Genomic DNA, 26,664 nt, shown 5'->3' on the forward strand with positions numbered 1-26,664 from the left:
TGTTTTACATAATCGTATTAATTGAACTGCATTATAAAAATGAGTCTATTGATGTAGATTTTTTTAATTCTGTGTTAACGTAAAAGCAAATAGTAAATAGAAGCTGGAGGGGAATTTATTTGGCAAATACACAATCATTACCAAATGTACAAACAAAACTATTCATTGATGGAAAATGGGTAGAAGGGTCGAGAGAGAAACGTGCGGTAATCAATCCTGCTACAGGAGAAGAATTGGTAAAAATCTCTCAAGGCGGGAAAGAAGAAGTCCACCAAGCGATTGAAGCAGCGAAAAAAGCTTTTCCGATCTGGTCAGGGATGGAATTGAAAGAACGAGTAGCCATCATGCACAAAATGGCAGATTTGGTCGAAGAGAATACAGATCGTTTGGCGTTGATCATGACGTTGGAACAAGGGAAACCCTTCAAAGAAGCAAAAGGCGAAATCAAAACCAACGTAGACAACCTGCATTGGAATGCTGAAGAAGCTCGTCGTGTCTATGGCGAAACCATTCCTGCACCGAACAACCATAAATATGAAGTGAAAAAACAACCTGTTGGAGTAGTCGGAGCCATCACACCATGGAACTTTCCGTCGAATATGATCGTTCGTAAAATTTCTCCAGCAATCGCTGCTGGCTGTACAGTAGTATTGAAGCCGGCAGGAAATACTCCGCTGTCAGCTATTGCATTGTTTGAACTATTTGAAAAAGCTGGGCTGCCAAACGGTGTAGCCAACTTAGTCATGGGGCGGGCGAGCGATATCGGAGAAGTATTTGCAGAAAGCAAAGATATTCGCAAGTTGACCTTCACTGGTTCTACGGAAGTTGGTCAAATGTTGTATGAGCAATCAGGCAAGACTTTGAAAAAAATGTCGTTGGAACTAGGCGGACATGCTCCTTTTATCGTCTTTAAAGATGCTCCTATCAAACAAACCGTTGATACTTTAGTCGCTATGAAGTTCAGAAATAACGGACAAGCTTGTACTGCGCCTAATCGAATTTTTGTTGAAGAAGCGATCAAAAAAGAATTTACCGAAACATTAGTAGAAGCTGTTGAGAAAGTAACAGTTGGAAATGGATTGGATGATGTTATGGTTGGACCACTAATCAATGAAGATGCCAGAGAAACCATTGATGCACAAATCGCGGATGCAAAAGAAAAAGGCGCTGAGGTATTGATCGGCGGAGGACGATTAAATGAGGGAGAATACGAAAAAGGTTTCTTCTATCAACCAACTGTATTGGACAAAGTGACAACAGAAATGGATATCTTCTATAATGAGACATTCGGTCCGGTGATTCCTTTAATTGGCTTTACGAACGAAGAAGAAGTCATTGAGCTGGCAAACGATTCAGTATTTGGGTTAGCTTCTTATGTATTTACAAAAGACATGCGCATTGCTGAAAAAATCAGCACAGCTTTGGAATACGGTATGGTAGGTGTAAATAATACTGGTGTATCGCAATCAGAAGCTCCTTTCGGCGGTGTGAAATACTCAGGATTAGGTCGTGAAAACGGCAAATACGGAGTAGAAGAATTCATGGAAGTGAAATTCGTTCATACCACTTATTTTATGGAAGACTAAAATTGGACAGTGTATTTAAACAAAGAGAGGGATAACCTCTCTTTGTTTTTTTGTCTATTGGATGAACAACAACAGATTTAGCCACTCATAGAATGCTGGACCAATGAAATAAGCTAGAAGAGCACCTGTAAAAATAAAAGGAGCAAAAGGGATGGCTTGCTGCGAATTAACTTTTTTAACAAGCAGTAACGGGATTTGTATTGCAAAAACCAGCAGACAAGCTAACAGCAGAGCTAGCACACAGGTCTGGTATCCTAAAAGAAAGCCCAGAATGCCGTAACATTTCACGTCACCTCCGCCTATACTGTTTGGAAGACGTTGATAGAAAAGATAAAACAGGAGAAAGAACACGATACCAGTTGCCGAATAGAATAAAAAGTCTTTCGTGCCGTTAAGAACGTGGACAGCGAAAACAGCAGCTGCAAACCATCTCATGATTCGGTCGGGCAGGATTTGATAAGTAAGATCAGAAACAGAAAAAACGATCCCGAACGTGAGCAAGAGCCCTGAAGTAGCTAAGTTAAATATATGATGGTCAACGTATAGATAAATTAAACAAAATGAAGCGGCTGATACCAGTTCAATAATAGGATAAAGAAGAGAAATGCGTTGATGGCAGTGACGACATTTACCCCTTTGGTATAAAATAGAAAAGACTGGGATCAATTCCACGCCAGTTAATACATGATGGCAATTAGGGCAAGCTGAACGACTAAGAGTTATTGGCTGTTTCAATGGGACTCTTAAGCCGACTACGGTTAAAAAAGAGCCCCACACAACACCGTAAACACATAGAATCAATAAATAGACTGTTTCCATACGGATCCCCTGCCTTTGTTTTTTGTCATTAGTACTGTACGAATAAAGCGTGCAAAACCGTTTTAAAATTTTAGGCAAAAAAGAAGAAAAAAACTTTTACGGTTTGTTGACAAAAAAAATTAGACGTGGTATTATTCATAAGGTGCTTTTGTACGCAGATTCCTGTAAACCAGTCGTTCTGACTGTTGCAAAGGCGTATATCCATATTGTCCAGAAGTTGCGTCATGCAGCGTATATTTTTTTAGAAATAAAAGGAACGCCTGGATGTGTGGGATTAGAATTTAATAACCGGAAGGGAGGAAACAAAAAATGCCAACAATTAACCAATTGGTCCGCAAACCTCGTAAATCAAAAATTGAAAAATCTGAGTCTCCTGCTTTAAACAAAGGGTATAACAGTAAACAGAAAAAACAAACTACTGTATTCTCTCCACAAAAACGTGGTGTATGTACTCGTGTAGGTACTATGACTCCTAAAAAACCTAACTCTGCTTTACGTAAATATGCTCGTGTACGTCTATCTAACTTGATCGAAGTTACAGCATACATTCCAGGTGAAGGTCACAACTTACAAGAACATAGCGTGGTACTTCTTCGTGGAGGCCGTGTTAAAGACTTGCCAGGGGTACGTTACCACATCGTTCGTGGTGCTTTAGATACTGCTGGAGTTACTGATCGTAAACAAGGTCGTTCTAAATACGGTACTAAAAAACCTAAATAAATCTCGTGTTAAAAAACACAACAAACTAAACATATTCGAAAGGAGGAATTTGAATGCCTCGTAAAGGTCCTATCGCAAAACGTGAAGTGTTGCCAGATCCAATTTACAATTCAAAATTGGTTACTCGTTTGATCAACCGTTTAATGGTTGATGGAAAACGTGGTAAAGCTGCAACTATTCTTTATAACGCATTTGATACAATCAAAGAAACTACTGGAAATGATCCTATGGAAGTCTTTGAAGAAGCAATGAAAAATATTATGCCAGTTCTTGAAGTTAAAGCTCGCCGTGTTGGGGGTTCTAACTACCAAGTGCCTATCGAAGTTCGTCCAGAACGTCGTTCAGCGCTTGCACTACGTTGGTTAGTAAGCTATTCTCGTCTACGTGGAGAAGATACTATGGATCTTCGTTTAGCACGTGAGATCATGGATGCTGCAAACAACACTGGTTCAGCAGTTAAGAAACGCGAAGATACACATAAAATGGCAGAAGCAAATAAAGCATTTGCTCATTACCGTTGGTAAGATTCTGCTTTCTGTTTTTCAAAGCTGCCCTATAGCAGCTTTGGGAAATAAACAGATTTAAAAATTTACAAAAAAGAGGTGTATATTCAAGATGGCAAAAAGAGAATTTTCTCTAGAAAAAACTCGTAATATCGGAATCATGGCCCATATCGATGCTGGTAAAACAACAACGACTGAGCGTATCCTTTATTACACTGGACGTATCCATAAAATTGGTGAAACTCATGAGGGAGCTTCACAAATGGACTGGATGGAACAGGAGCAAGAGCGTGGTATCACAATCACTTCTGCTGCGACAACTGCTGCTTGGGATGGTCACCGTGTTAACATCATTGATACACCTGGTCACGTGGACTTCACTGTTGAAGTTGAACGTTCATTACGTGTATTAGATGGTGCTGTTGCTTTACTTGATGCTCAATCAGGTGTTGAACCTCAAACTGAAACAGTTTGGCGTCAAGCAACAACTTACGGTGTTCCACGTATTGTATTTGTAAACAAAATGGATAAAACAGGTGCAGACTTCTTGTACTCTGTAAACACTATCCACGACCGTTTACAAGCAAACGCTCACCCAATTCAGTTGCCAATCGGTGCTGAAGATCAATTTACAGGTATTATCGATTTAGTTGAAATGAAAGCCTACAATTACACAAATGATTTAGGTACTGACGTTGAAGAAATCGAAATTCCTGAAGATAAAAAAGAACTTGCTGCTGAATGGCGCACTAATCTGTTAGAAGCACTTGCTGAAACAGATGAAGAGTTCATGATGAAATATCTTGAAGGTGAAGAATTCTCTGTAGAAGAGATTAAATCAGCTATCCGTACTGCAACAGTTAAAGTAGAATTCTACCCTGTTCTTTGTGGTACTGCATTTAAAAACAAAGGTGTTCAATTATTATTGAATGCTGTTGTTGATTACCTTCCATCACCACTTGATGTTCCTCCAATTCAAGGACATTCTGTGGATAATCCAGATGAAATCATCGAACACCATGCTGATGACAACGAGCCATTTGCTGCTCTTGCATTTAAAGTAGCAACTGACCCATTTGTTGGTCGTTTAACATTCTTCCGTGTTTACTCTGGTACTTTGCAATCAGGTTCATACGTTATGAATGCAACTAAAGGTAAACGTGAACGTGTAGGTCGTATCTTGCAAATGCATGCGAACTCACGTAGCGAGATTCCTGAAGTATTCTCAGGTGATATTGCTGCTGCAGTTGGATTGAAAGATACAACTACTGGTGATACTTTATCTGACGAAAAAGAACAAGTTATCTTAGAATCAATGGACTTCCCAGAACCAGTTATCCAAGTTGCTATTGAGCCAAACTCAAAAGCTGACCAAGATAAAATGGGTATCGCTCTTCAAAAATTAGCTGAAGAAGATCCAACTTTCCGTGCTGAAACTGACCACGAAACTGGCGAAGTTATTATCGCTGGTATGGGTGAGTTGCACTTGGACATCATCGTTGACCGTATGAAACGTGAATTTAACGTTGCAGCAACTGTAGGAGCTCCTCAAGTTTCTTACCGTGAAACATTTACTAAAGCTACTGAAGCTGAAGGTAAATTTGTACGTCAATCAGGTGGTAAAGGTCAATACGGACACGTATGGATTGAATTTGCTCCTAACGAAGAAGGTAAAGGTTTTGAATTCGAAGATGCTATCGTTGGTGGATCTGTTCCTCGTGAATACATCCCTGCAGTTAAAGCTGGTTTAGAGGCTTCTCTAGACAACGGTGTTCTTGCTGGATATCCTTTAGTTGACGTTAAAGCGAAACTTTTTGATGGATCTTACCATGATGTTGACTCGAATGAGACTGCATTTAAGGTAGCTGCTTCAATGGCATTGAAAAATGCTGCGAAGAAAGCTGGTCCTGTAATTTTAGAGCCTATGATGGAAGTTGATGTTACTATTCCTGAAGATTATTTAGGAGATATCATGGGACACATCAGCGCTCGTCGTGGACGCATTGAAGGTTCAGAAGTACGTGGAAACACTACTATTGTTAAAGGTATCGTTCCTCTTGCTGAAATGTTCGGATACGCAACAGCGTTACGTTCATCTACACAAGGACGTGGTACATTTACAATGCAATTTGACCACTACGAAGCTGTACCAAAATCAATTTCAGAAGAAATTATCAAGAAAAACGGTTCTGCAGCTGAATAATATTATTTAGCGTAAAACTGTTAAGTATTGCTTTTCTCTACTAAAATCGTTATAATTTTTACTAAAGAATTGGGTTAGTTTGCCATTTGCTTAGGTCTTTGACTTAGGCAAATGCAGACAACTGGATTCGATTAAAATAGCAACTCAATATGAGGAGGAAATTAATAAAATGGCAAAAGAAAAATTCGAACGTACAAAACCCCATGTTAATATTGGTACAATTGGACACGTTGACCACGGTAAAACTACGTTAACTGCTGCAATCACAACTGTATTAGCTAAAAAAGGTTTTGCAAGTACTGCAACTGACTACGCTTCAATCGATGGAGCTCCAGAAGAACGCGAACGTGGAATCACTATCTCAACTTCTCACGTTGAATACGAAACAGACGCTCGTCACTACGCTCACGTTGACTGCCCAGGTCACGCGGACTACGTTAAAAACATGATCACTGGTGCTGCTCAAATGGACGGAGCTATCTTAGTAGTTTCTGCTGCTGACGGCCCAATGCCACAAACTCGTGAGCACATCCTATTGTCTCGCCAAGTTGGTGTTCCATACATCGTTGTTTTCTTAAACAAAGTTGACATGGTTGATGACGAAGAATTATTAGAATTAGTAGAAATGGAAGTTCGTGACTTGTTATCAGAATACGAATTCCCTGGCGATGACACTCCAGTTGTTGCTGGTTCAGCTCTTAAAGCTCTTGAAGGCGATGCTGACTACGAAGACAAAATTATGGAATTAATGGCTGCTGTTGATTCTTACATTCCAAACCCAGAACGTGATACTGACAAAGCATTCATGATGCCAGTTGAGGACGTATTCTCAATCACTGGACGTGGTACTGTTGCTACAGGCCGTGTTGAAGCTGGTGTTGTTAAAGTTGGGGATGAAGTTGAAATCATCGGTCTTCATGACACAGTTAAATCAACTGTTACTGGAGTTGAAATGTTCCGTAAATTATTAGACTACGCTGAAGCTGGAGATAACATCGGTGCTTTGTTACGTGGGGTTTCTCGTGAAGATATCCAACGTGGTCAAGTATTGGCTAAACCAGGTTCAATTACTCCACATACTAAATTTACAGGCGAAGTTTATATCTTATCTAAAGAAGAAGGTGGACGTCACACTCCATTCTTCGGTAACTACCGCCCACAATTCTACTTCCGTACAACTGACGTAACTGGTGTTATCGAGTTACCAGAAGGTACTGAAATGGTTATGCCTGGAGACAACGTTACAATCAGCGTTGAATTGATCGCACCTATCGCTTTAGACCAAGGTACTAAATTCACTATCCGTGAAGGTGGACGTACTGTTGGAGCTGGCGTTGTTGCTTCAATCGAAGCTTAATCAACTAAAGACAACTTTCTTACGCAAGTAAGATTCAAAAGAAGCTTTCCTTTAACGAGGAAAGCTTCTTTTTTTGTGTCTTTGAGTGTGAGTCATTTTTGCTTGAAGGTTTGGATCTTGAGTATTGAGATGGTGTGGTGAGTTCGGTCGTGAAGGTAGAGAAGAAGAGGCTAATGGCTGAAAAACTGAAGTAATTGGTCATCAAGAAGAAGGATAAGCTGCTCATGGACGATGCGGGAGTTCATTTGGGCCATGACGAGATGAATTGCATTGCTCAAGACCGGAACAGCAAAAAAGAAAATTACCTAAGAGCATTCTCATAAGATCAAGTAAAAGGGGAGAATCTACTATATATAGAAGGGGAAGACTCTATTACATAGGCTAACTGTTTTTTGAGTGTATAGGTCGTTGGTTAAAGGGGTGAATTTTCATGCTGACGGGTGGTGAATCGGCCATGAAGCAAAAGCGGATGTTGCTGATGGCCGGAAAAATATCTTTTGCGGCCATCAGGACAAAAAATATCCAGCTCATGGACAATTCAACGGTTCACTTCGGCCATGGCGTAGAAATTATAACTGCTCATGGCCGAAAGTTTAAGAAACTACATCGACATTCCGTAAAAAAATACCTAAAACTAAAAGTAATCTCTTTTTTCTTCTATTTATTGTGTTACACTAAGTAACAAATTTATTAAGGGGGATTCAAATGGGAAAAGAAGTTTCGATCGACTGGGGAAATTTAGGGTTTAATTACATCAAAACGGATTTACGCTACCTATCTCATTGGAAAGATGGAAATTGGGATAACGGTGTATTGACTGAAGACAATCAATTACATATCAGTGAAGGTTCAACTGCGCTGCACTATGGACAATCTTGCTTTGAAGGATTGAAGGCTTATCGCACAAAAGATGGAGATATCAATTTGTTCAGACCGGAAGAAAACGCCAAACGCATGCAAAGAAGCTGCCGCCGTCTGCTGATGCCGGAAGTGCCGACTGATGTATTCGTAGATGCGGTCAAACAAGTGGTAAAAGCTAATGAACATTATTTGCCTCCATACGGAACGGGCGGAACATTATATATTCGACCATTTCTAATAGGTGTTGGAGATAATATCGGAGTTAAGCCTGCTTCAGAATACATTTTCTCTGTATTTTGTATGCCGGTCGGTCCTTATTTCAAAGGTGGACTGACACCGACAAACTTCTTAGTATCGGATTACGATCGCGCAGCTGGCAGAGGTACTGGTGCTGCGAAAGTTGGCGGGAATTATGCAGGAAGTTTACTGCCTGGAGCAGAGGCGCACAAAAGAGCATTCAGCGATGCGATTTATTTGGACCCTATCACTCATACTAAAATAGAAGAAGTAGGGGCAGCGAATTTCTTTGGAATCACAAAAGACGATAAGTTCATCACGCCTGAGTCTCCATCTATTTTGCCGAGTATCACTAAATATTCTTTATTGCATCTGGCAGAACATCGTTTAGGATTAACGGTGGAGCAAGGGGACGTTTATATCGATCAGCTGGATCAATTTAAAGAAGCAGGGGCTTGTGGAACAGCAGCAGTAATTTCTCCTATCGGCGGTATTCAATATGGAGATACCTTCCATGTGTTCTATAGTGAGACTGAAGTAGGACCTGTGACAAAAAGATTGTATGACGAACTGGTCGGAATCCAATTTGGTGATGTAGAAGCTCCAGAGGGCTGGATCGTCAAAGTGTGACAATAAATGTCCAAATCTGGCAAGGAATTATGAAATAAAAATTTGTATCGATAGACAAACAATTTTAAATAAGCTACTATCTTAATATTGCTGACAAATAAGATAGTAGTTTTTTATTAGGTGAACGAAAAACTTTTCAGAAAACTTAAAAAAACGTTGGAATATGCTTGATTTAGTATTGTATTTCCGTTATACTATTTAAGGTGCTGATTTAAAAGAGAGAAGCACAGACCCCGATTTCATTTCGGAATCGATGGCTAAGAAACGGGAGGTTGCGATACACCCGGCCGCTTTGCCACGGCGAGTGTGTCGGAAATTTTCGTGGAGCAATGTCTACTTTATAAGAATAGGCGAAGGAGGGAAAATTATGGCAAAACAAAAAATCCGTATCCGTTTAAAAGCATACGAACACCGTATCTTGGATCAATCAGCGGACAAAATTGTAGAAACAGCAAAGAGAACTGGTGCTAGCGTGTCTGGTCCAATTCCATTACCAACTGAGAGAAGTGTATATACTGTGATCCGTGCGACTCACAAATACAAAGACTCTCGTGAGCAATTTGAAATGCGTACACACAAACGTGTGATCGACATTGTTAACCCAACACCAAAAACTGTTGATGCATTAACAAAACTTGATCTACCATCAGGCGTAGATATCGAAATTAAATTATAATACAAACTAAAAATAATGGAGGTGTACTCATGACCAAAGGAATCTTAGGAAAAAAAGTAGGTATGACACAAGTGTTTACTGAAGCTGGGGAATTAATTCCTGTAACAGTAATCGAAGCTACTCCAAACGTTGTTTTACAACTTAAAACAATGGAAAACGATGGCTACGAAGCAGTTCAACTTGGTTACCAAGATAAACGCGAAGTATTGTCAAACAAACCTGCTAAAGGTCATGTAGCAAAAGCAAATGCTACTCCTAAGCGCTTCATACGTGAATTCGACGATGTTGAGCTAGGGGAATACGAAGTAGGAAAAGAAGTAACTGTAGAAGTATTTGAAGCCGGAGACATCGTTGATGTAACGGGGACAACAAAAGGTAAAGGATTCCAAGGTGTTATTAAACGCCATGGCCAATCTCGTGGACCAATGTCTCACGGATCTCGTTACCACCGTCGTCCTGGTTCTATGGGTCCCGTTGATCCTAACCGTGTATTCAAACGTAAATTATTACCAGGTCGTATGGGTGGAAACCGTGTAACAATTCAAAACCTTGAAATTGTACGTGTTGACGCTGAAAAAAATGTTATCTTAATTAAAGGTAATGTACCTGGAGCTAAAAAATCCTTAATCCAAATCAGAACTGCTCTTAAAGCAGTTAAATAAAGATCGAAGAAAGGAGGAGCAAAGGAATGGCAAAATTAGTCTTATTTAAACAAGACGGTTCTCAAAATGGCGAAGTTACATTAAACGATGCTATTTTCGGAATTGAACCAAATGAAAATGTTGTTTTTGATGCAATCATCATGCAACGTGCTTCATTAAGACAAGGAACACACAAAGTTAAAAACCGTAGTGCAGTAAGAGGCGGTGGCCGTAAACCATGGAGACAAAAAGGTACTGGACGTGCTCGTCAAGGATCTATCCGTTCACCACAATGGCGTGGCGGTGGTGTTGTCTTTGGACCTACACCTCGTTCTTACAGCTACAAACTTCCTAAAAAAGTTCGTCGTTTAGCAATCAAATCTGTTCTTTCTTCTAAAGTAGCAGACGAAAACGTAATCGTTGTAGATGCATTGAACTTCGATGCACCAAAAACGAAAGAATTTGCACAAGTGTTAAACAATTTAAACGTTGATACAAAAGTATTAGTAGTTGTAGAAGACGGAAATGATTTTACAGCATTATCAGCTCGTAACCTTCCAGGAGTAACAGTAGTATCTCCAAGCAACGTTACAGTTTTAGATGTTGTAGCTCATGAAAAATTGATTTTTACACAAACTGCTCTAACTAAAGTAGAGGAGGCTCTTCAATAATGGAAGCACGCGAAGTAATCTTGCGTCCGATGATCACTGAAAAAGCTATGCTTGCTGAAGACAGCAAAAAATACACTTTTGAAGTTGACGTTCGCGCAAACAAAACTCACATCAAACAAGCAATTGAAGAAATCTTTGGCGTAAAAGTTAAAAACGTGAATGTTATGAACGTACGTGGAAAATTGAAACGTATGGGTAAATATTCTGGTTACACTAAAAAACGTCGTAAAGCTGTAGTAACTTTAACTGCAGACTCAAAAGATATCGAATTTTTCGAAGCTGAATAATTCAAAATACTATCAAATAGGAGGGAAATCACGTGGCGATTAAAAAGTACAAACCTACCACTAACGGCCGCCGTAATATGACAGGTTCTGACTTTTCAGAGATTACATCTACAACACCTGAAAAGACTTTACTAGAACCTAACAAAAAAAAGGCTGGTCGTAACAACGCTGGTAAAATCACTGTACGTCACCAAGGTGGCGGGCACAAACGCAGCTACCGTGTTATCGACTTCAAACGTAATAAAGACGATGTTGTCGGTATCGTAAAAACTGTTGAGTATGATCCAAACCGTTCTGCTAATATTGCATTAGTACACTATACAGATGGGATCAAAACTTACATTCTTGCACCAAAAGGAATTGAAGTAGGGCAACATATTCTTTCAGGAGAAAATGCTGATATTAAAGTAGGTAATGCTTTACCTCTATCAAGTATTCCAGTTGGTACTGTTATCCACAATATTGAGTTGAAACCAGGTAGAGGTGGACAATTAGTTCGTTCTGCTGGAACAAGCGCTCAAGTTTTGGGTAAAGAAGGTAAATACGTATTAGTTCGTTTAGGTTCAGGCGAAGTTCGTCAAATCTTAGCTTCTTGCCGTGCTACAATCGGTGAAGTTGGTAACGAGCAACACGAATTGATCAACATCGGTAAAGCCGGACGTTCACGTTGGATGGGTAAACGCCCTACTGTTCGTGGATCTGTAATGAACCCTAACGATCACCCACACGGTGGTGGTGAAGGTAAAGCTCCAATCGGACATGCTGGTCCATTAACTCCATGGGGTAAACCTGCATTAGGATTGAAAACACGTAACAAAAAAGCTAGATCTAACAAACGAATCGTACGTCGTCGTAAAACAAAATAATCTAGGCGAATTGGAAAACCAATTTGCTGCATAACTGGAAGGAGGTTCAACTATGGGTCGTAGTCTTAAAAAAGGACCTTTCGTCGATGAACACTTAATGAAAAAGGTAGAAGCAATGGATGCTAGCGAGAAGAAAACAGTTATCAAAACTTGGTCTCGTCGTTCAACAATTTTCCCGAACTTTATTGGACACACAATTGCGGTATACGATGGACGGAAACATGTTCCTGTTTATGTACAAGAAGACATGGTCGGACACAAATTAGGTGAATTTGCACCAACAAGAACTTACCGTGGACATACTGCGGATGACAAGAAAACTAAACGTTAATATTTGAGGGGAGGATTACTCATGTCAGAACAAATTACAGCAGCTAAATCTACTGCTAAAAGTGTTCGCATTGCCGCTCGTAAGGTTCGTTTAGTTGTCGATCTTATTAGAGGTAAAAGTGTAGGAGAAGCAATTTCAATCTTGAAATTCACTCCACGCGGCGCTTCACCAGTAGTCGAAAAAGTATTGAAATCTGCTATTGCTAATGCAGAACATAACTATGATTTAAACATTGAAAACTTGGTAGTAAGCGAAGCCTTCGTAGACGAAGGACCAACGATGAAACGTTTCCGTCCTCGTGCTAAAGGTTCAGCTTCACCAATCATGAAACGTACAAGCCACATCACTATCGTGGTATCAGAAAAAAAGGAGGGCTAATCTGTGGGTCAAAAAATTAATCCAAAAGGCTTGCGTGTAGGTATCATCCGCGACTGGGATTCTAAATGGTATGCAGAAAAAGAATTCGGCGCTTACTTGCATGAAGATATCGCTATTCGCGAATACATCTTCAAAAACCTTAGCGATGCATCAATTTCATTAGTAGAAATTGAACGTGCTGCTAACCGTGTAAATATCTCAATTCACACTGCTAAACCAGGAATGGTTATCGGTAAAGGTGGATCTGAAGTAGATGCTTTACGTAAGAAATTAAACGAATTATCAGGCAAACGTGTTCACATCAACATCGTGGAAATCAAAAAACCTGATTTAGATGCAAAATTAGTTGGAGAAGGAATCGCACGTCAACTAGAAAATCGTGTAGCCTTCCGCCGCGCTCAAAAACAAGCTATCCAACGCACAATGCGTGCTGGAGCTAAAGGTATCAAAACTCAAGTTTCTGGTCGTTTGAACGGTGCAGATATGGCTCGTAGCGAGACACATTCTGAAGGAACTGTTCCATTGCACACATTGCGTGCAGACATCGATTACGCTTGGGAAGAAGCTGACACTACTTACGGTAAACTAGGCGTTAAAGTTTGGATCTACCGTGGAGAAGTATTACCAGCTAAAAAGAATGCAGAGAAAGGAGGGAAATAACATGTTAGTACCTAAACGTGTAAAATTCCGTCGTGAATTTAGAGGTAAAATGCGTGGAGAAGCTAAAGGCGGTAAAGAAATCGCTTATGGTGAATTCGGCTTACAAGCTATAGAATCACACTGGATCACAAACCGTCAAATTGAAGCTGCTCGTATTGCTATGACTCGTTACATGAAACGTGGCGGGAAAGTATGGATCAAAATTTTCCCTCACAAATCATACACATCTAAAGCTATCGGAGTTCGTATGGGTTCTGGTAAAGGTGCTCCTGAAGGATGGGTTTCACCAGTTAAACGTGGAAAAATCATGTTTGAAGTTGGCGGCGTATCTGAAGAAGTAGCTCGTGAAGCTTTACGTTTAGCATCACACAAATTACCAGTCAAAACGAAATTCGTAAAACGCGAAGAAATTGGTGGTGAATCTAATGAAGGCTAATGAACTTAAAGAATTATCCACTTCAGAAATGATTGAAAAAGAAAAAGAATTTAAAGAAGAATTATTCAATCTAAGATTCCAATTGGCTACTGGTCAGTTAGAGAATACTTCAAGATTGAGCGAAGTTCGCAAATCTATCGCACGCATCAAAACTGCGTTGCGTCAAGCTGAATTACAAAAATAGTTGATCGATAAAGGAGGTCGCTAACGAATGACTGAAGAACGTAATCAACGTAAAGTTTATCAAGGACGCGTAGTTTCTGACAAAATGGACAAAACTATCGTAGTTCAAATTGATACTCAAAAACGTCATCCAGTATACGGTAAACGTATGAAATACTCTAAAAAATATAAAGCACATGATGAAAACAACAGTGCAAAATTAGGCGATATCGTTAAAATCATGGAAACTCGTCCACTATCAGCAACTAAACACTTCCGTTTGGTTGAAATCGTAGAAGAGTCAATCATTATCTAATAAATACCCTAATTGAAAAAAATGAAGTTTCTAATTCCGAAAGGAGGATACGAAAGTGATCCAATCAGAAAGTCGTTTAAAAGTAGCTGACAACTCTGGAGCACGTGAAGTACTTACTATTAAAGTACTAGGTGGTTCTGGCCGTAAGACTGCTAACATTGGTGATGTAATTGTTTGTACGGTTAAACATGCAACACCAGGTGGCGTTGTCAAAAAAGGTGAAGTTGTAAAAGCTGTTATTGTACGTACAAAAACAGGAGCTCGTCGTGCAGACGGTTCTTACATTAAATTTGATGAAAATGCTTGTGTTATCATCCGTGATGACAAGAGCCCAAGAGGAACTCGTATCTTTGGACCTGTTGCTCGTGAATTACGCGACAGCAACTACATGAAGATCGTTTCATTGGCTCCAGAAGTTCTTTAATACCCAACCATCCACGAAGGAGGTGCGAGAAAAATATGTTTATTAAAACAGGAGATAAAGTTAAAGTTATCACTGGTAAAGATAAAGGAAAAGAAGGCGTAGTTACTGCTGTATTTCCTAAGAAAAATCGTGTTACCGTTGAAGGTGTAAACATTATGAAAAAACACCAAAAACCATCATCATTTGAACCAAATGGCGGGATCTTAGAAATCGAAGCTCCAGTTCATGTATCAAATGTTATGTTGATCGATGCTTCAACAGGTGAACCAACTCGCGTTGGCTACAAAGTTGAAGATGGTAAAAAAGTACGTATTTCTAAAAAATCCGGTGAAGTTTTAAACTAATATATTAAGGAAGGAGGGACTAACTTCATGAACCGCCTTAAAGAAAAATATCAAAAAGAAATTACTCCATCTATGATGGAAAAATTTAACTACACATCAATCATGCAAACTCCAAAAGTTGACAAGATCGTTATCAACATGGGTGTAGGTGATGCTGTATCTAACACTAAAAACTTAGACAAAGCTGTTAATGAATTGACAGTAATTTCTGGTCAAAAACCAGTAATCACAAAAGCAAAAAAATCAATCGCTGGCTTCCGTTTACGTGAAGGTATGCCGATTGGTACTAAAGTAACATTACGTGGAGACAGAATGTACGATTTCTTAGACAAATTGGTTTCTGTTTCACTTCCTCGTGTACGTGACTTCCGCGGTGTGAGCAATAAAGCTTTCGACGGACGTGGTAACTACACGCTAGGAGTTAAAGAACAACTTATCTTCCCTGAGGTTGAGTACGATATGGTTGATAAAGTTCGCGGAATGGACATTGTTATTGTAACTACTGCTAACACTGACGAAGAATCTCGTGAATTATTAACACAACTTGGAATGCCATTCCAAAAATAATATAGGAGGCGAAGATAGTGGCTAAAAAATCAATGATTGCTAAAAGTAAACGCCCTGCTAAATTCTCAACTCAAGAATACACTCGTTGTGAACGCTGTGGTCGTCCACATTCAGTTTACCGCAAATTCAAACTTTGCCGTATTTGCTTACGCGAACTAGCCTATAAAGGTGAAATTCCTGGTATGAAAAAAGCAAGCTGGTAAAACGAAACTCGCAAAAAGGAGGCTAAAAAATCATGGTCATGACTGATCCAATCGCAGATTTTCTAACTCGTGTTCGTAACGCTAACTCAGCTAGACACGAATCGTTAGAAGTACCTGCTTCAAAATCTAAAAAAGATATTGCTAACATTTTAAAACGTGAAGGTTTTGTAAAAAATGTTGAATTTGTTGAAGACGACAAACAAGGCGTTATCCGTGTTTTCTTAAAATATGGACAAAACAACGAACGTGTTATCACTGGATTGAAACGTATCTCTAAACCAGGTTTGCGTGTTTACGCTAAAGCTGGCGATGTACCTAAAGTTCTTAACGGACTTGGTATTGCGATCGTATCAACTTCAGAAGGCGTCGTTACAGACAAAGAAGCAAGAGCAAAAAATATCGGTGGCGAAATACTCGCTTACGTTTGGTAATATTTAAGATTAAATAAGGAGGTGCCCTGCTATGAGCCGTATTGGAAATAAAGTTATTACTATTCCTGCTGGAGTAGAAGTTACTCAAAACGATGATGTAGTAACTGTTAAAGGTCCTAAAGGAGAACTAAACTTCTCTAAAAGCCCAGCTATTACAATGACTGTTTCTGACAACGAAATTTCTTTCGACCGTCCAGATGACAGCAAAACTCACCGTACAATCCACGGAACTACACGTGCCATCGTTAACAACATGGTTGTTGGAGTTACTGAAGGATTTGAAAAAACTTTAGATTTGATTGGGGTTGGATACCGAGCTCAATTACAAGGTAACAAACTTGTATTGAACGTTGGTCTTTCACATCCAGTTGAATTTGAAGCAAGAGAAGGCGTAACTGTTGAAGTTCCTTCAAACACTAAGATTATTGTTAAAGGAATCAACAAAGAACACGTTGGAGAACTTGCAGCTAACATTCGCGCAGTTCGTCCTCCTGAGCCTTACAAAGGTAAAGGTATTCGTTACACTGACGAATTCGTTCGTCGTAAAGAAGGTAAAACAGGTAAATAACCTGGCAGCCTAAATCGTTACAAATAAAATAAAGAGGTGACAATTGTGATTTCAAAACCAGACAAAAACAAAGTCCGTCTAAAAAGACATGGACGTGTGCGTGCTAAAATTTCTGGTACTGCTGAGTGCCCACGTTTGAACGTATTCCGTTCAAATAAGAATATCTACGCTCAAGTAATTGACGACGTAGCGGGTGTCACGCTCGCAAGTGCATCTACATTAGATAAAGAAGTTTCAGGCGAATCAAAAACAGAACAAGCATCAGCTGTCGGAGCATTAATTGCTAGCCGTGCTGTTGAAAAAGGTATTAAAGAAGTAGTCTTTGACCGTGGTGGATACCTATACCATGGCCGTGTTCAAGCTTTAGCTGAAGCTGCTCGCGAAAATGGACTAGACTTTTAAGAAAAGGAGGAAAACCACACATGGTATACATCGATCCAAACTCAATGGAATTAGAAGATCGTGTTGTTACAATCAACCGTGTAACTAAAGTAGTTAAAGGTGGACGTCGTTTACGTTTTGCTGCATTAGTTGTTGTCGGAGACAAAAACGGACACGTAGGATTTGGTACTGGTAAAGCTCAAGAAGTACCAGAAGCTATCCGTAAAGCAATTGAAAGTGCTAAGAAAAATCTTATTGAAGTACCGAGAGCTGGTTCAACAGTACCTCATGAAGTTGTTGGTCGCTACAGCGGTGGAAATGTTTTAATCAAACCTGCAATTGAAGGTTCTGGAGTTTCTGCTGGTGGTCCAGTTCGTGCCGTAATGGAATTAGCTGGTATTGCTGACGTAACAAGTAAATCATTAGGTTCAAGCACTCCAATCAATATGGTACGTGCAACAATCGAAGGATTAACTCAATTAAAACGCGTTGAAGAAGTTGCAAAACTTCGCGGTAAATCTGTAGAAGAAATTATCGGATAAAAGGAGGACAATAAGAAATGGCTAATTTAGAAATTACTTTAAAACGTAGCGTTATCGGACGTCCTCAAAATCAACGTGATACAGTTAAAGCTTTAGGTCTTAAAAAGACTAACAGCACTGTAGTTAAACCTGCTAATGAAGCAATCAAAGGTATGGTTAACACAATTTCACATTTAGTGGACGTTAAAGAAGTTTAATTAATGTAAACTTTCGTAAGATTCAAATTGAAGGAGGTGCCCAAATAATGAAACTTCATGAATTACAACCTGCAGAGGGTTCTCGTAAAGTACGCAACCGTGTAGGACGCGGAACTTCTTCTGGTAACGGTAAAACTTCAGGTCGTGGTCAAAAAGGACAAAAAGCACGTTCAGGTGGTGGCGTTCGTTTAGGTTTTGAAGGTGGACAAACACCTTTATTCCGTACATTGCCAAAACGTGGATTCACGAATATCAACCGCAAAGAATACGCTGTTGTTAATCTTGATACACTTAACCGCTTTGAAGACGGAACTGAAGTATCACCAGCTTTACTAGTAGAAACAGGAGTCATCAAAGACGAAAAATCAGGAATTAAAGTGCTAGGAAACGGAACAATTGAACGTAAATTGACTGTTAAAGCAAATAAATTCTCCCAAGCAGCTAAAGAAGCAATCGAAGCTGCTGGCGGTTCAGTTGAGGTGATTTAATGTTAAAGGTCCTAAAAGATGCATTTAAAGATAAGGACATTAGAGGAAGAATTTTCTTCACTCTAGGAATCTTGATTCTCTTTCGTTTAGGAACCCATATAACGGTTCCTGGCGTGAATGCAAGTGCGTTGGGAGATTTATCTTCATCGGGACTATTTAGCTTATTGAATACCTTTGGTGGTGGAGCACTTAGCAGCTATTCTATATTTGCGCTTGGTGTTTCTCCGTATATCACCGCCTCTATCGTTGTCCAATTGCTGCAAATGGATATTATTCCTAAATTTGCAGAGTGGGCTGATCAAGGGGAAGTTGGACGTCGTAAATTGAATCAAGTGACTCGTTACTTGACGATTTTTTTAGCGTTTGTACAAGCGGTCGGTATATCCTATGGATTCAATGCCTTAACAAACTTAGGGTTGGTTAATAATCCAAGTGTGACGACATATCTGTCCATTGCACTTATTCTTACTGCAGGAACAATGATGGTTTTATGGTTAGCTGAGCTCATAACTGTTAATGGTTTTGGGAACGGCACTTCAATGATCATCTTCTCAGGTATCATTGCCCGTGTTCCTTCAGACCTTTACAATTTTTACAACACTCAAATTCGAAATGCGGGTTCTGAAATGACAGAAGCGATCCTATTCTCCATGTTGATTGCTATTGGGTTTATCCTTTTAGTGATTGCAGTGGTTTATATGGAAAACGCCAGACGCAAAATTTCAGTACAGTACTCTAAACGTGTTTCGTCTAATGACCAAAGCGCCCATATACCATTGAAAGTAAATTCAGCTGGTGTTATTCCAGTTATTTTTGCGAGTTCCTTTATCATGACTCCTCAAACCATCTTAGGTTTCTTTAGTCAGAGTTCTGGAAATGAGACTTGGTATCAAGTGCTTAATCAAATTTTCAATTTGGAAGAACCAATAGGAGCTGTGATCTATACGGTCTTGATCGTAGTGTTCACTTACTTCTACGCCTTCATCCAAGTTAATCCGGAGAAAGTTTCCGAAAACTTGCAAAAACAGGGTGGTTATATCGCAAGTGTACGCCCCGGAAAAGCAACTCAAGATTATTTATCGAAAGTTCTTGTCCGATTAAGTACAATAGGTGCACTGTATCTAGGCATTATTGCTTTGGTACCGATTCTTGCATCTAACTTGTGGAATTTACCTTCTTCTGTGGCTCTTGGCGGAACCAGTTTACTAATTGTAGTAGGTGTGGCTCTTGAATCAATGAGACAACTAGAAGGACAAACTGCAAAAAGAAGTTATCGTGGCTTTATCCAATAAGAAGAACGTGTTGAGGATTTTCCTCAGCACTAATTCTTACATTTAAGGAGGAAAAATGATGAATCTCATTTTAATGGGGCTTCCTGGTGCAGGAAAAGGGACGCAAGCAGAACAAATTGTAGATGCTTATCAAATACCTCATATTTCAACAGGAGATATGTTCCGGGCTGCAGTTGAAAACCAAACTGAATTAGGACTAAAAGCAAAATCTTTTATGGATTCTGGAAACTTAGTACCTGATGAAGTAACCAATGGAATCGTCAACGAACGTTTGGCTGAATCCGACACTGAAAGAGGATTTCTTTTAGATGGTTTCCCTCGTACATTGAATCAAGCGGAAGCGTTAGAAGAAATCACCAACAACTTAAACAAACCAATCGATGCTGTTTTTTACATTGAAGTGAACAAAGACATTTTAATGCAAAGACTTACTGGTCGTTTTATGTGCAGCAATTGTGGAGCAACATACCACAAACTGAATAAACCGACACAAGTTGAAGGTACGTGTGATCGTTGCGGAGGGCATGAGTTCTATCAAAGAGAAGATGACAAACCTGAAACAGTCGAGAATCGTATAAACGTAAACGTTGAATTAACAGAACCTCTTTTGAACTTCTACAAAGAGCGTGGGGTTTTGTACACCGTAAACGGCGAAGATGATGTGAAAGATGTTTTTGCTGCAATTAAAGCAGTCATTGATCAAAGCAAATAATCTTTACCATTTATTACAAAATCCATCTTTTCTTTTATTTGTTTTTTAAGCAAATAAACTTCACATTTGTTCAAAAAAGTCAATAAATGATTTTTGAGAAACTTGTAGAAGAATTTGGGTTATGCTATAATATTAAAGGTATTGACTTTAAAATGCTTTTTTGTTGTGTTATAATCTATAAGTTAAGATGAAAACAAGTGGGGGCAAGATCGCGCTCACTGTTTATCGCGTGTTAGAAGCGAAAAAACTAAAGGAGGTACTAGGCGTGGCGAAAGACGATGTCATAGAAATTGAAGGAACAGTCGTTGAAACTTTGCCAAATGCAAGTTTTAAAGTTGAACTTGAAAATGGCCATATTGTATTGGCGCATGTTTCCGGTAAGATTCGTATGAATTACATTCGTATATTACCAGGGGATAAAGTTACAGTTGAGTTATCTCCATATGATTTATCACGTGGACGTATAACTTACCGCTTTAAATAATTGCACTCCGTCACTAAAATAGGAGGGTTAGTTCATGAAAGTAAGACCATCAGTTAAAAAAATGTGTGATAAATGTAAAGTTATCCGCCGTAATGGTCGGGTAATGGTCATTTGTGAAAATCCAAAACATAAACAACGTCAAGGATAATATAAAATATTAGGAGGTGTAATTGTAATGGCTCGTATTGCAGGTGTAGATATTCCACGTGACAAACGTGTAGTAATTTCTCTAACTTATATATATGGAATCGGTAAAAAAACAGCTAGCGATGTTTTAGCAGCAGCTGGTGTATCAGAAGATGTTCGCGTACGCGATCTAACCAACGATCAATTAGACGCTATCCGTGTGGAAGTGGACAAATTGAAATTAGAAGGAGATCTTCGTCGTGAAGTAAGCCAAAATATCAAACGTTTGATTGATATTGGTTCATACCGAGGCATGCGTCACCGTCGTGGATTACCAGTTCGTGGACAAAACACGAAAAATAATGCACGTACTCGTAAAGGCCCAGCTAAGGCAATTGCAGGTAAGAAAAAATAATTAAGAAGTAAGGAGGTAAACCTTAATGGCAAGAAAAGTTCAACGCAAACGTCGTGCGAAAAAGAATATTGAGAGCGGAGTAGCTCATATCCGTTCAACATTCAATAATACTATTGTAATGATTACTGATACTCATGGAAACGCAATTTCATGGTCATCAGCAGGATCACTAGGTTTCCGCGGATCAAAAAAATCAACTCCATTTGCAGCTCAATTAGCAGCTGAAGCAGCAGCTAAAGTAAGTATGGAAAATGGAATGAAAACAGTCGAAGTTGCAGTTAAAGGTCCTGGTTCAGGTCGTGAAGCAGCAATTCGTTCGTTGCAAGCAACAGGTTTAGAAGTTACAGCTATTCGTGACGTAACTCCAATTCCTCATAATGGATGCCGCCCTCCAAAACGCCGTCGTGTTTAATTGAGAGCTGCTTCATTTTTTGTAGGTTTGCACTCGATAACATGAACTTAACGTTTTGAAAGGGGTAAATAGCAGAATGATCGAAATTGAAAAGCCAAGAATTGAAACGATTGAGATCAGCGATGATGCCAAGTTTGGTAAATTCGTTGTAGAACCACTTGAACGCGGGTATGGAACTACGTTAGGAAATTCCTTGCGTCGTATATTATTGTCTTCTCTTCCGGGAGCAGCTGTAACAAATATTCAAATTGACAGTGTTTTACATGAATTTTCTACTATTGATGGTGTTGTTGAGGATGTTACAGCAATCATCTTAAATATTAAAAAATTGGCACTCAAATTATACTCTGAAGAGGACAAGACGATTGAAATCGATGTGAAAGGCCCTGCAGTGGTAACAGCAGCAGACATCATTTTCGATAGTGATGTTGAAATCTTAAACCCTGACTTGTATATCTGTACTGTATCTGAAGGCGGACATTTCCATGTTCGTATGACAGCTAAAAAAGGTAGAGGTTATGCAAGAGCTGAACACAATAAAAAAGACGATATGCCAATTGGTGTATTGCCAGTCGATTCAATTTACACCCCAGTTAGTCGTGTGAACTACCAAGTCGAAAATACTCGTGTTGGTCAAAAGGATACTTTTGATAAACTGACACTTGATGTATGGACAGACGGTTCAATTAGCCCTGAAGAAGCAGTTAGTTTAGCTGCACGTATTCTTACAGAGCATTTGAATATCTTCGTAAATCTAACGGATGAAACACGTAAAGTGGAAATCATGGTGGAAAAAGAAGAGACTCAAAAAGAGAAAAAACTTGAAATGACAATAGAAGAACTTGATTTGTCTGTACGTTCATACAACTGTTTGAAACGTGCTGGAATTAATACCGTACAGGAATTAACTGACAAATCAGAAGCTGAAATGATTAAGGTACGTAATCTTGGACGTAAATCACTTGAAGAAGTTAAATTCAAATTGAATGAACTAGATTTAAGCTTACGCCACGATGACTAGTCGTACTGTATCAAGGGAGGATAATATACAATGGGTTACCGTAAATTAGGACGTACAAGCTCTCAACGTAAAGCTATGTTACGTGACTTAACTTCTGACTTAATCATCAACGAACGTATTGTAACTACTGAAGCTCGCGCTAAAGAAGTTCGCAAAACGACTGAGAAAATGATTACTTTAGGAAAACGCGGAGATTTGCATGCTCGTCGTCAAGCAGCTGCTTTCGTTCGTAACGAAGTTGCTTCTGTTAAAGAAGAAGAAGATGCAATCGTCGTACAATCAGCTTTACAAAAATTATTCGGGGACATTGCACCACGTTATACTGAACGTCAAGGTGGATACACTCGTATTTTGAAAACTGAAAACCGTCGCGGTGATGGTGCTCCAATGGTTGTTATTGAATTAGTTTAATTCAACTATTGAGTACTTCAGATTTAGCCATTTGTCAAAAACGTTCGCGTTTAGACAGATGGTTAAATAATATGGTAATAAATGACGTTCACTTTTTAGATGTATGAAACGGAGTGTTATGATGATGAAAGATCCGTCTTTCTAGTCTAGCTCTAAACTTCTCTTAGAGAATCAGTTCTCTAAGAGAGGTACATTCATCAATAAAAGTGATTTTTTTTATTTTAAAGCAGCTGGAAAATAAGTTTATCTTTATTTTTCAGTTACTTTAAACTAAAAAGACTAAATGAACGAATTTCTCAGATACTCTATAAAATGAACAGGTCTGTATAGTATAATGTAACGTAGAATAACGTAATGGGCTATGAGAGATGACAGACTGCGGTTAAGCTGGGATAACAGCCGACTAGTCTGGATAGAACCATCTTTACTACAAATGAGTATGAGAACTGATTTGCAGCCTAAAAGAATACGCGGGGAGTTAGCTATGAATAAAATCATTACATTAAATAATCTAGTATATACTTACAATGAAACGGATCAAAGACCTGCTCTGAATGGGGTTTCTTTAGAGATCGAAGAAGGCGAATGGATAGCGATCATTGGACCTAACGGCTCAGGGAAGTCGACGTTGGCAAAAACGATCAACGGACTGATTGCTCCTGACAGCGGAGAAGTCTTTATTGATCAATTGCCGCTGACAGAAGAAAATATCTGGAGCATCCGTGAAAAAGTAGGGATGGTCTTCCAAAACCCTGACAACCAATTCGTCGGATCTACGGTTCAAGACGATGTCGCTTTTGGGTTGGAAAATCAAGCGGTCCCAAGAGACGAAATGGTTCAGCGAGTAGAATCTGCATTAGCGCAAGTTAAGATGCTGGATTTCAAAGAGAGAGAACCGGCGCGTCTTTCTGGCGGACAAAAACAACGTGTGGCTATTGCCGGAGTTGTTGCGATCGCCCCTAAGATCATCATCTTGGATGAAGCAACAAGCATGCTGGATCCGCAGGGACGTCAAGAAGTTATTGAGACTGTCCAACGCATTAAAGAGAAAGAAAACCTGACTGTTATTTCGATCACTCATGATATCGACGAAGCTGCAAATGCGAATCGAATCCTAGTGATGCAAGCTGGCAAACTAGTGAAAGAAGGAACTCCGCAAGAGATCTTTTCTAATGGCGACCAGCTGATCGATATGGGATTGGACCTTCCTTTTCCTGAAAAGCTGAAAGTGGCTTTAGAAGAAAGAGGCATTACAGTTCCCGAAACTTATTTAACTGAAGAAGGGATGGTGGAATGGTTATGGACATTACTTTCGAAAAAGTAGGGTACACATACCAAAAAGGCTCACCATTCGAAAGCCGTGCTTTATATGATATCGACTTTGATATCAAACAAGGCAGCTACACAGCACTCGTTGGGCATACAGGAAGCGGAAAGTCGACGATTCTTCGTCACTTGAACGCCTTGAATAAACCCACTGAAGGCAAAGTGATCATCGGCGATCGGGAAATCATTTCAACCACAAACAATAAAAACTTAAAAGGCATCCGTAAAAAAGTCGGGATCGTGTTCCAGTTCCCTGAAGCTCAATTGTTCGAAGAAACGATCGCAAAAGATATTGCGTTTGGTCCGAAGAACTTTGGTGCAACAGAAGAAGAAGGCATTGAGATCGCGAAGCGTATGCTGCCGTTAGTCGGGCTAGACGAAACGTATATGGAACGTTCTCCATTTGATCTGTCAGGCGGACAAATGCGCCGTGTGGCAATCGCAGGTGTGTTGGCGATGGAACCGGAAGTATTGGTCCTAGACGAACCAACAGCCGGCTTAGATCCTAAAGGACGTACCGAGATGATGGAGATGTTCTACAGCTTGTATAAAGAGCAAGGCATCACGATCGTACTCGTAACGCATCAAATGGAAGACGTAGCGAATTACGCCAACCATATGATCATCCTTGAAAATGGGACTGTCGTTAAAGAAGGTGCTCCGCGTGAGATCTTTAAAGACGAAGCTTGGTTGGAAAGCAAACAATTGGATGTTCCGGCAACAGTATCTTTTGCCAGCCGTTTAGAAGAACGTATCGGTCTTCAATTAGGCGAGATCCCATTGACGACAGAAGAATTGGCAGACAAATTGGTTGCTGAACTGAATCGGAAAACTGCTGCTGGTTTGAACCCTTTTGAAGGCGGTGATGCCAAATGATGGAGAAATTGATCTTTGGGCGTTACATTCCAGGTAATTCTTGGATTCACCGCTTAGACCCGAGAGCGAAATTATTGAGTACGATTTTCTTTATTTTTGTTATCTTCTTAGCAAATAACTGGCAAACGTATCTGACCTTATTCATTTTTGTCTTAACTGCTGTACTGTTATCAGAAATCAAAATGAGTTTCTTTATCAACGGGATAAAACCGATGATCTGGCTGATCCTATTTACCGTTATTCTCCAAGTGCTGTTTACTGGGGGAGGAGAAGTTTACTTCCAGTGGGGCATTTTGATGATAACCTCTCAAGGATTGATGAACGGGGTATTCATTTTCTGCCGTTTTGTGTTGATCATCTTCATGTCGACACTCTTGACGCTGACGACAATGCCTTTATCGCTGACAGATGCATTAGAGTACCTTATGCGTCCTTTGACAGCTTTGAAGGTTCCTGTTTACGAAATCGCATTGATGCTCTCTATTGCGCTTCGATTCGTTCCTACATTGATGGACGAGACAGAGAAGATCATGAATGCGCAGCGAGCACGTGGGGTAGATTTCGGAGAAGGAAATGTCTTCCAGCAAATGAAAGCTATCGTACCATTGTTGATCCCATTATTTGTGAGTTCATTCAACCGTGCTGAAGAATTAGCGACCGCTATGGAAGCACGAGGCTACAGCGGCGGAGAAGGACGTACCAAGTTCCGTAAACTGGACTGGAGCGCTTCTGACACGCTTGTAATGGCCGTATTCGTATTGATGACTGGTGCACTGGTCTTATTAAGAACTTAAATCGTTTGAATTTAAAGATGCCTCACCACAGTCACTTCCAACGAAGCGTTGTGTGAGGCATTTTTTTTGGATATATTGGTAAAGTAATTTTTCCGGTAGTGTTGTCAAAGAAATCCCCTTCGGTCTATGGGTGACTAAGTGAGAGCCATGGGACCGCCTTGAGCCAAAGAGCGTCTCAAGACTTGCAAGCTTCAAACTTATTGTAACGGCTGAAGCCGCACACTAAGTAATTCTCATTGCATCCTTCTTCATGGCTACAAGCCACCCATATTCCTCCTGAAATTTCTAGGAGTGGATTAAAAAAAAAAAC

At 39.7% G+C, this 26,664-nt stretch carries 40 protein-coding genes; 39 read left to right on the plus strand and 1 reads right to left on the minus strand.

Features of this window, described 5'->3' with window-relative positions:
- The first annotated feature begins 119 nt into the window (after window positions 1-119).
- Entirely contained in the window at window positions 120-1,586 is a 1,467-nt protein-coding gene (locus BM137_RS09290) for an NAD-dependent succinate-semialdehyde dehydrogenase (RefSeq protein WP_092480892.1), read from the plus strand.
- A 54-nt stretch (window positions 1,587-1,640) separates the two neighbouring features.
- Here BM137_RS09290 and BM137_RS09295 read toward each other — a convergent pair whose 3' ends face one another.
- Window positions 1,641-2,405 carry a prepilin peptidase gene (locus BM137_RS09295; protein WP_092480893.1) on the minus strand — a complete coding sequence of 255 codons (765 nt, stop codon included), beginning with the start codon at window positions 2,403-2,405 and terminating at the stop codon, window positions 1,641-1,643.
- Window positions 2,406-2,714: 309 nt separating this feature from the next.
- Here BM137_RS09295 and rpsL point away from each other — a divergent pair, with 309 nt between their 5' ends.
- The 38 genes from rpsL to BM137_RS09485 all read left to right on the plus strand — a co-directional run bounded on the left by rpsL (window position 2,715) and on the right by BM137_RS09485 (window position 26,354).
- Entirely contained in the window at window positions 2,715-3,125 is a 411-nt protein-coding gene (rpsL, locus tag BM137_RS09300) for a 30S ribosomal protein S12 (protein WP_092480894.1), read from the plus strand.
- A 53-nt stretch (window positions 3,126-3,178) separates the two neighbouring features.
- On the plus strand, window positions 3,179-3,649 hold the full coding sequence (gene rpsG / locus BM137_RS09305; protein WP_092480895.1) for a 30S ribosomal protein S7: 471 nt from the start codon (window positions 3,179-3,181) through the stop codon (window positions 3,647-3,649).
- Window positions 3,650-3,740: 91 nt separating this feature from the next.
- A complete protein-coding gene (gene fusA / locus BM137_RS09310) occupies window positions 3,741-5,831 on the plus strand; it encodes an elongation factor G (RefSeq protein WP_092480896.1) in 2,091 nt (696 codons plus the stop codon).
- Window positions 5,832-6,000: 169 nt separating this feature from the next.
- Window positions 6,001-7,188: an elongation factor Tu gene (gene tuf / locus BM137_RS09315; protein WP_092480897.1), complete on the plus strand. Its 1,188-nt coding sequence runs from the start codon at window positions 6,001-6,003 to the stop codon at window positions 7,186-7,188.
- Window positions 7,189-7,618: 430 nt separating this feature from the next.
- Window positions 7,619-7,870, plus strand: coding sequence for a hypothetical protein (locus BM137_RS09320; RefSeq protein ID WP_092480898.1), 252 nt, complete (start codon window positions 7,619-7,621; stop codon window positions 7,868-7,870).
- A 23-nt stretch (window positions 7,871-7,893) separates the two neighbouring features.
- Window positions 7,894-8,916 (plus strand): branched-chain amino acid aminotransferase, encoded by a 1,023-nt coding sequence (locus BM137_RS09325; protein WP_092480899.1) that lies wholly within the window; start codon window positions 7,894-7,896, stop codon window positions 8,914-8,916.
- Between the two features lie 367 nt (window positions 8,917-9,283).
- The gene (gene rpsJ / locus BM137_RS09330) at window positions 9,284-9,592 is read left to right on the plus strand and encodes a 30S ribosomal protein S10 (protein WP_143084253.1); all 309 of its coding nucleotides are present in this window, start codon (window positions 9,284-9,286) and stop codon (window positions 9,590-9,592) included.
- Window positions 9,593-9,621: 29 nt separating this feature from the next.
- A complete protein-coding gene (gene rplC / locus BM137_RS09335; protein WP_092480900.1) occupies window positions 9,622-10,254 on the plus strand; it encodes a 50S ribosomal protein L3 in 633 nt (210 codons plus the stop codon).
- Window positions 10,255-10,280: 26 nt separating this feature from the next.
- Window positions 10,281-10,904 (plus strand): 50S ribosomal protein L4, encoded by a 624-nt coding sequence (gene rplD, locus BM137_RS09340; RefSeq protein ID WP_092480901.1) that lies wholly within the window; start codon window positions 10,281-10,283, stop codon window positions 10,902-10,904.
- The gene (gene rplW, locus BM137_RS09345; RefSeq protein WP_092480902.1) at window positions 10,904-11,191 is read left to right on the plus strand and encodes a 50S ribosomal protein L23; all 288 of its coding nucleotides are present in this window, start codon (window positions 10,904-10,906) and stop codon (window positions 11,189-11,191) included. The genes rplD and rplW overlap by 1 nt, the downstream gene beginning before the upstream one ends.
- Before the next feature lie 32 nt (window positions 11,192-11,223).
- A complete protein-coding gene (rplB, locus tag BM137_RS09350; protein ID WP_092480903.1) occupies window positions 11,224-12,057 on the plus strand; it encodes a 50S ribosomal protein L2 in 834 nt (277 codons plus the stop codon).
- 52 nt (window positions 12,058-12,109) lie between these two features.
- Window positions 12,110-12,388 (plus strand): 30S ribosomal protein S19, encoded by a 279-nt coding sequence (gene rpsS / locus BM137_RS09355; RefSeq protein ID WP_092480904.1) that lies wholly within the window; start codon window positions 12,110-12,112, stop codon window positions 12,386-12,388.
- Window positions 12,389-12,409: 21 nt separating this feature from the next.
- Window positions 12,410-12,766, plus strand: coding sequence for a 50S ribosomal protein L22 (gene rplV / locus BM137_RS09360; RefSeq protein WP_092480905.1), 357 nt, complete (start codon window positions 12,410-12,412; stop codon window positions 12,764-12,766).
- Between the two features lie 3 nt (window positions 12,767-12,769).
- Window positions 12,770-13,426 (plus strand): 30S ribosomal protein S3, encoded by a 657-nt coding sequence (rpsC, locus tag BM137_RS09365; RefSeq protein ID WP_092480906.1) that lies wholly within the window; start codon window positions 12,770-12,772, stop codon window positions 13,424-13,426.
- A gap of 1 nt (window position 13,427) precedes the next feature.
- Window positions 13,428-13,862 (plus strand): 50S ribosomal protein L16, encoded by a 435-nt coding sequence (gene rplP, locus BM137_RS09370; protein WP_092480907.1) that lies wholly within the window; start codon window positions 13,428-13,430, stop codon window positions 13,860-13,862.
- Window positions 13,852-14,046, plus strand: a complete 195-nt coding sequence (gene rpmC, locus BM137_RS09375) for a 50S ribosomal protein L29 (protein WP_092480908.1) — start codon at window positions 13,852-13,854, stop codon at window positions 14,044-14,046. The genes rplP and rpmC overlap by 11 nt, the downstream gene beginning before the upstream one ends.
- 27 nt (window positions 14,047-14,073) lie before the next feature.
- Window positions 14,074-14,340, plus strand: coding sequence for a 30S ribosomal protein S17 (rpsQ, locus tag BM137_RS09380; RefSeq protein WP_092480909.1), 267 nt, complete (start codon window positions 14,074-14,076; stop codon window positions 14,338-14,340).
- 55 nt (window positions 14,341-14,395) lie between these two features.
- Window positions 14,396-14,764, plus strand: a complete 369-nt coding sequence (gene rplN, locus BM137_RS09385; RefSeq protein ID WP_092480910.1) for a 50S ribosomal protein L14 — start codon at window positions 14,396-14,398, stop codon at window positions 14,762-14,764.
- 35 nt (window positions 14,765-14,799) lie between these two features.
- On the plus strand, window positions 14,800-15,108 hold the full coding sequence (gene rplX, locus BM137_RS09390; RefSeq protein ID WP_092480911.1) for a 50S ribosomal protein L24: 309 nt from the start codon (window positions 14,800-14,802) through the stop codon (window positions 15,106-15,108).
- Window positions 15,109-15,135: 27 nt separating this feature from the next.
- On the plus strand, window positions 15,136-15,675 hold the full coding sequence (gene rplE / locus BM137_RS09395; protein ID WP_092480912.1) for a 50S ribosomal protein L5: 540 nt from the start codon (window positions 15,136-15,138) through the stop codon (window positions 15,673-15,675).
- Between the two features lie 17 nt (window positions 15,676-15,692).
- Window positions 15,693-15,878: a type Z 30S ribosomal protein S14 gene (locus BM137_RS09400; protein ID WP_092480913.1), complete on the plus strand. Its 186-nt coding sequence runs from the start codon at window positions 15,693-15,695 to the stop codon at window positions 15,876-15,878.
- A gap of 32 nt (window positions 15,879-15,910) precedes the next feature.
- Window positions 15,911-16,309: a 30S ribosomal protein S8 gene (gene rpsH, locus BM137_RS09405; RefSeq protein ID WP_092480914.1), complete on the plus strand. Its 399-nt coding sequence runs from the start codon at window positions 15,911-15,913 to the stop codon at window positions 16,307-16,309.
- Between the two features lie 31 nt (window positions 16,310-16,340).
- Entirely contained in the window at window positions 16,341-16,877 is a 537-nt protein-coding gene (gene rplF, locus BM137_RS09410; RefSeq protein ID WP_092480915.1) for a 50S ribosomal protein L6, read from the plus strand.
- Between the two features lie 36 nt (window positions 16,878-16,913).
- The gene (gene rplR, locus BM137_RS09415) at window positions 16,914-17,279 is read left to right on the plus strand and encodes a 50S ribosomal protein L18 (protein ID WP_280521798.1); all 366 of its coding nucleotides are present in this window, start codon (window positions 16,914-16,916) and stop codon (window positions 17,277-17,279) included.
- Window positions 17,280-17,299: 20 nt separating this feature from the next.
- Complete coding sequence (gene rpsE, locus BM137_RS09420) at window positions 17,300-17,800, plus strand: 30S ribosomal protein S5 (protein WP_092480917.1); 501 nt, start codon at window positions 17,300-17,302, stop codon at window positions 17,798-17,800.
- Window positions 17,801-17,817: 17 nt separating this feature from the next.
- Complete coding sequence (rpmD, locus tag BM137_RS09425) at window positions 17,818-17,997, plus strand: 50S ribosomal protein L30 (RefSeq protein WP_092480918.1); 180 nt, start codon at window positions 17,818-17,820, stop codon at window positions 17,995-17,997.
- Window positions 17,998-18,044: 47 nt separating this feature from the next.
- Window positions 18,045-18,485, plus strand: a complete 441-nt coding sequence (gene rplO / locus BM137_RS09430; protein WP_092480919.1) for a 50S ribosomal protein L15 — start codon at window positions 18,045-18,047, stop codon at window positions 18,483-18,485.
- A complete protein-coding gene (gene secY, locus BM137_RS09435) occupies window positions 18,485-19,777 on the plus strand; it encodes a preprotein translocase subunit SecY (protein WP_092480920.1) in 1,293 nt (430 codons plus the stop codon). The genes rplO and secY overlap by 1 nt, the downstream gene beginning before the upstream one ends.
- A gap of 58 nt (window positions 19,778-19,835) precedes the next feature.
- Entirely contained in the window at window positions 19,836-20,489 is a 654-nt protein-coding gene (locus tag BM137_RS09440) for an adenylate kinase (RefSeq protein ID WP_092480921.1), read from the plus strand.
- A 265-nt stretch (window positions 20,490-20,754) separates the two neighbouring features.
- The gene (gene infA / locus BM137_RS09445) at window positions 20,755-20,973 is read left to right on the plus strand and encodes a translation initiation factor IF-1 (protein ID WP_092480922.1); all 219 of its coding nucleotides are present in this window, start codon (window positions 20,755-20,757) and stop codon (window positions 20,971-20,973) included.
- Window positions 20,974-21,007: 34 nt separating this feature from the next.
- Entirely contained in the window at window positions 21,008-21,121 is a 114-nt protein-coding gene (gene rpmJ / locus BM137_RS09450) for a 50S ribosomal protein L36 (protein ID WP_034299928.1), read from the plus strand.
- A 27-nt stretch (window positions 21,122-21,148) separates the two neighbouring features.
- Window positions 21,149-21,514: a 30S ribosomal protein S13 gene (gene rpsM, locus BM137_RS09455; protein WP_092480923.1), complete on the plus strand. Its 366-nt coding sequence runs from the start codon at window positions 21,149-21,151 to the stop codon at window positions 21,512-21,514.
- A gap of 25 nt (window positions 21,515-21,539) precedes the next feature.
- Window positions 21,540-21,926 carry a 30S ribosomal protein S11 gene (gene rpsK, locus BM137_RS09460; protein WP_092480924.1) on the plus strand — a complete coding sequence of 129 codons (387 nt, stop codon included), beginning with the start codon at window positions 21,540-21,542 and terminating at the stop codon, window positions 21,924-21,926.
- Between the two features lie 76 nt (window positions 21,927-22,002).
- Window positions 22,003-22,947 carry a DNA-directed RNA polymerase subunit alpha gene (locus BM137_RS09465; RefSeq protein ID WP_092480925.1) on the plus strand — a complete coding sequence of 315 codons (945 nt, stop codon included), beginning with the start codon at window positions 22,003-22,005 and terminating at the stop codon, window positions 22,945-22,947.
- 30 nt (window positions 22,948-22,977) lie between these two features.
- Window positions 22,978-23,358 (plus strand): 50S ribosomal protein L17, encoded by a 381-nt coding sequence (gene rplQ, locus BM137_RS09470; RefSeq protein WP_092480926.1) that lies wholly within the window; start codon window positions 22,978-22,980, stop codon window positions 23,356-23,358.
- A gap of 484 nt (window positions 23,359-23,842) precedes the next feature.
- The gene (locus tag BM137_RS09475) at window positions 23,843-24,682 is read left to right on the plus strand and encodes an energy-coupling factor ABC transporter ATP-binding protein (RefSeq protein WP_092480927.1); all 840 of its coding nucleotides are present in this window, start codon (window positions 23,843-23,845) and stop codon (window positions 24,680-24,682) included.
- A complete protein-coding gene (locus tag BM137_RS09480; RefSeq protein WP_092480972.1) occupies window positions 24,658-25,560 on the plus strand; it encodes an energy-coupling factor ABC transporter ATP-binding protein in 903 nt (300 codons plus the stop codon). Before BM137_RS09475 ends, BM137_RS09480 begins: the two co-directional genes overlap by 25 nt.
- The gene (locus BM137_RS09485; RefSeq protein ID WP_092480928.1) at window positions 25,557-26,354 is read left to right on the plus strand and encodes an energy-coupling factor transporter transmembrane component T family protein; all 798 of its coding nucleotides are present in this window, start codon (window positions 25,557-25,559) and stop codon (window positions 26,352-26,354) included. Before BM137_RS09480 ends, BM137_RS09485 begins: the two co-directional genes overlap by 4 nt.
- The last annotated feature ends 310 nt before the right edge of the window (window positions 26,355-26,664 follow it).

The organism is Desemzia incerta, from assembly GCF_900115825.1.
GTDB lineage: Bacteria > Bacillota > Bacilli > Lactobacillales > Carnobacteriaceae > Desemzia > Desemzia incerta.

Bases quoted from the DNA above. Each gene is read 5' to 3' on its own strand.
- rpsJ (WP_143084253.1), top strand. From the start codon at position 9,284: ATGGCAAAACAAAAAATCCGTATCCGTTTAAAAGCATACGAACACCGT.
- rpsH (WP_092480914.1), top strand. From the start codon at position 15,911: ATGGTCATGACTGATCCAATCGCAGATTTTCTAACTCGTGTTCGTAAC.
- rplW (WP_092480902.1), top strand. From the start codon at position 10,904: ATGGAAGCACGCGAAGTAATCTTGCGTCCGATGATCACTGAAAAAGCT.
- secY (WP_092480920.1), top strand. From the start codon at position 18,485: ATGTTAAAGGTCCTAAAAGATGCATTTAAAGATAAGGACATTAGAGGA.
- BM137_RS09485 (WP_092480928.1), top strand. From the start codon at position 25,557: ATGATGGAGAAATTGATCTTTGGGCGTTACATTCCAGGTAATTCTTGG.
- BM137_RS09440 (WP_092480921.1), top strand. From the start codon at position 19,836: ATGAATCTCATTTTAATGGGGCTTCCTGGTGCAGGAAAAGGGACGCAA.
- rpmD (WP_092480918.1), top strand. From the start codon at position 17,818: ATGGCTAATTTAGAAATTACTTTAAAACGTAGCGTTATCGGACGTCCT.
- BM137_RS09295 (WP_092480893.1), bottom strand. From the start codon at position 2,405: ATGGAAACAGTCTATTTATTGATTCTATGTGTTTACGGTGTTGTGTGG.
- rpsQ (WP_092480909.1), top strand. From the start codon at position 14,074: ATGACTGAAGAACGTAATCAACGTAAAGTTTATCAAGGACGCGTAGTT.
- rplC (WP_092480900.1), top strand. From the start codon at position 9,622: ATGACCAAAGGAATCTTAGGAAAAAAAGTAGGTATGACACAAGTGTTT.
- BM137_RS09325 (WP_092480899.1), top strand. From the start codon at position 7,894: ATGGGAAAAGAAGTTTCGATCGACTGGGGAAATTTAGGGTTTAATTAC.
- rpsE (WP_092480917.1), top strand. From the start codon at position 17,300: ATGGTATACATCGATCCAAACTCAATGGAATTAGAAGATCGTGTTGTT.
- rplV (WP_092480905.1), top strand. From the start codon at position 12,410: ATGTCAGAACAAATTACAGCAGCTAAATCTACTGCTAAAAGTGTTCGC.
- rplP (WP_092480907.1), top strand. From the start codon at position 13,428: ATGTTAGTACCTAAACGTGTAAAATTCCGTCGTGAATTTAGAGGTAAA.
- rpsK (WP_092480924.1), top strand. From the start codon at position 21,540: ATGGCAAGAAAAGTTCAACGCAAACGTCGTGCGAAAAAGAATATTGAG.
- rplO (WP_092480919.1), top strand. From the start codon at position 18,045: ATGAAACTTCATGAATTACAACCTGCAGAGGGTTCTCGTAAAGTACGC.
- rpsL (WP_092480894.1), top strand. From the start codon at position 2,715: ATGCCAACAATTAACCAATTGGTCCGCAAACCTCGTAAATCAAAAATT.
- rplX (WP_092480911.1), top strand. From the start codon at position 14,800: ATGTTTATTAAAACAGGAGATAAAGTTAAAGTTATCACTGGTAAAGAT.
- rplD (WP_092480901.1), top strand. From the start codon at position 10,281: ATGGCAAAATTAGTCTTATTTAAACAAGACGGTTCTCAAAATGGCGAA.
- BM137_RS09475 (WP_092480927.1), top strand. From the start codon at position 23,843: ATGAATAAAATCATTACATTAAATAATCTAGTATATACTTACAATGAA.
- rpsG (WP_092480895.1), top strand. From the start codon at position 3,179: ATGCCTCGTAAAGGTCCTATCGCAAAACGTGAAGTGTTGCCAGATCCA.
- rpmJ (WP_034299928.1), top strand. From the start codon at position 21,008: ATGAAAGTAAGACCATCAGTTAAAAAAATGTGTGATAAATGTAAAGTT.
- rpsS (WP_092480904.1), top strand. From the start codon at position 12,110: ATGGGTCGTAGTCTTAAAAAAGGACCTTTCGTCGATGAACACTTAATG.
- BM137_RS09480 (WP_092480972.1), top strand. From the start codon at position 24,658: ATGGACATTACTTTCGAAAAAGTAGGGTACACATACCAAAAAGGCTCA.
- rpsM (WP_092480923.1), top strand. From the start codon at position 21,149: ATGGCTCGTATTGCAGGTGTAGATATTCCACGTGACAAACGTGTAGTA.
- rplF (WP_092480915.1), top strand. From the start codon at position 16,341: ATGAGCCGTATTGGAAATAAAGTTATTACTATTCCTGCTGGAGTAGAA.
- BM137_RS09320 (WP_092480898.1), top strand. From the start codon at position 7,619: ATGCTGACGGGTGGTGAATCGGCCATGAAGCAAAAGCGGATGTTGCTG.
- rplQ (WP_092480926.1), top strand. From the start codon at position 22,978: ATGGGTTACCGTAAATTAGGACGTACAAGCTCTCAACGTAAAGCTATG.
- rplE (WP_092480912.1), top strand. From the start codon at position 15,136: ATGAACCGCCTTAAAGAAAAATATCAAAAAGAAATTACTCCATCTATG.
- tuf (WP_092480897.1), top strand. From the start codon at position 6,001: ATGGCAAAAGAAAAATTCGAACGTACAAAACCCCATGTTAATATTGGT.
- rpmC (WP_092480908.1), top strand. From the start codon at position 13,852: ATGAAGGCTAATGAACTTAAAGAATTATCCACTTCAGAAATGATTGAA.
- fusA (WP_092480896.1), top strand. From the start codon at position 3,741: ATGGCAAAAAGAGAATTTTCTCTAGAAAAAACTCGTAATATCGGAATC.
- BM137_RS09465 (WP_092480925.1), top strand. From the start codon at position 22,003: ATGATCGAAATTGAAAAGCCAAGAATTGAAACGATTGAGATCAGCGAT.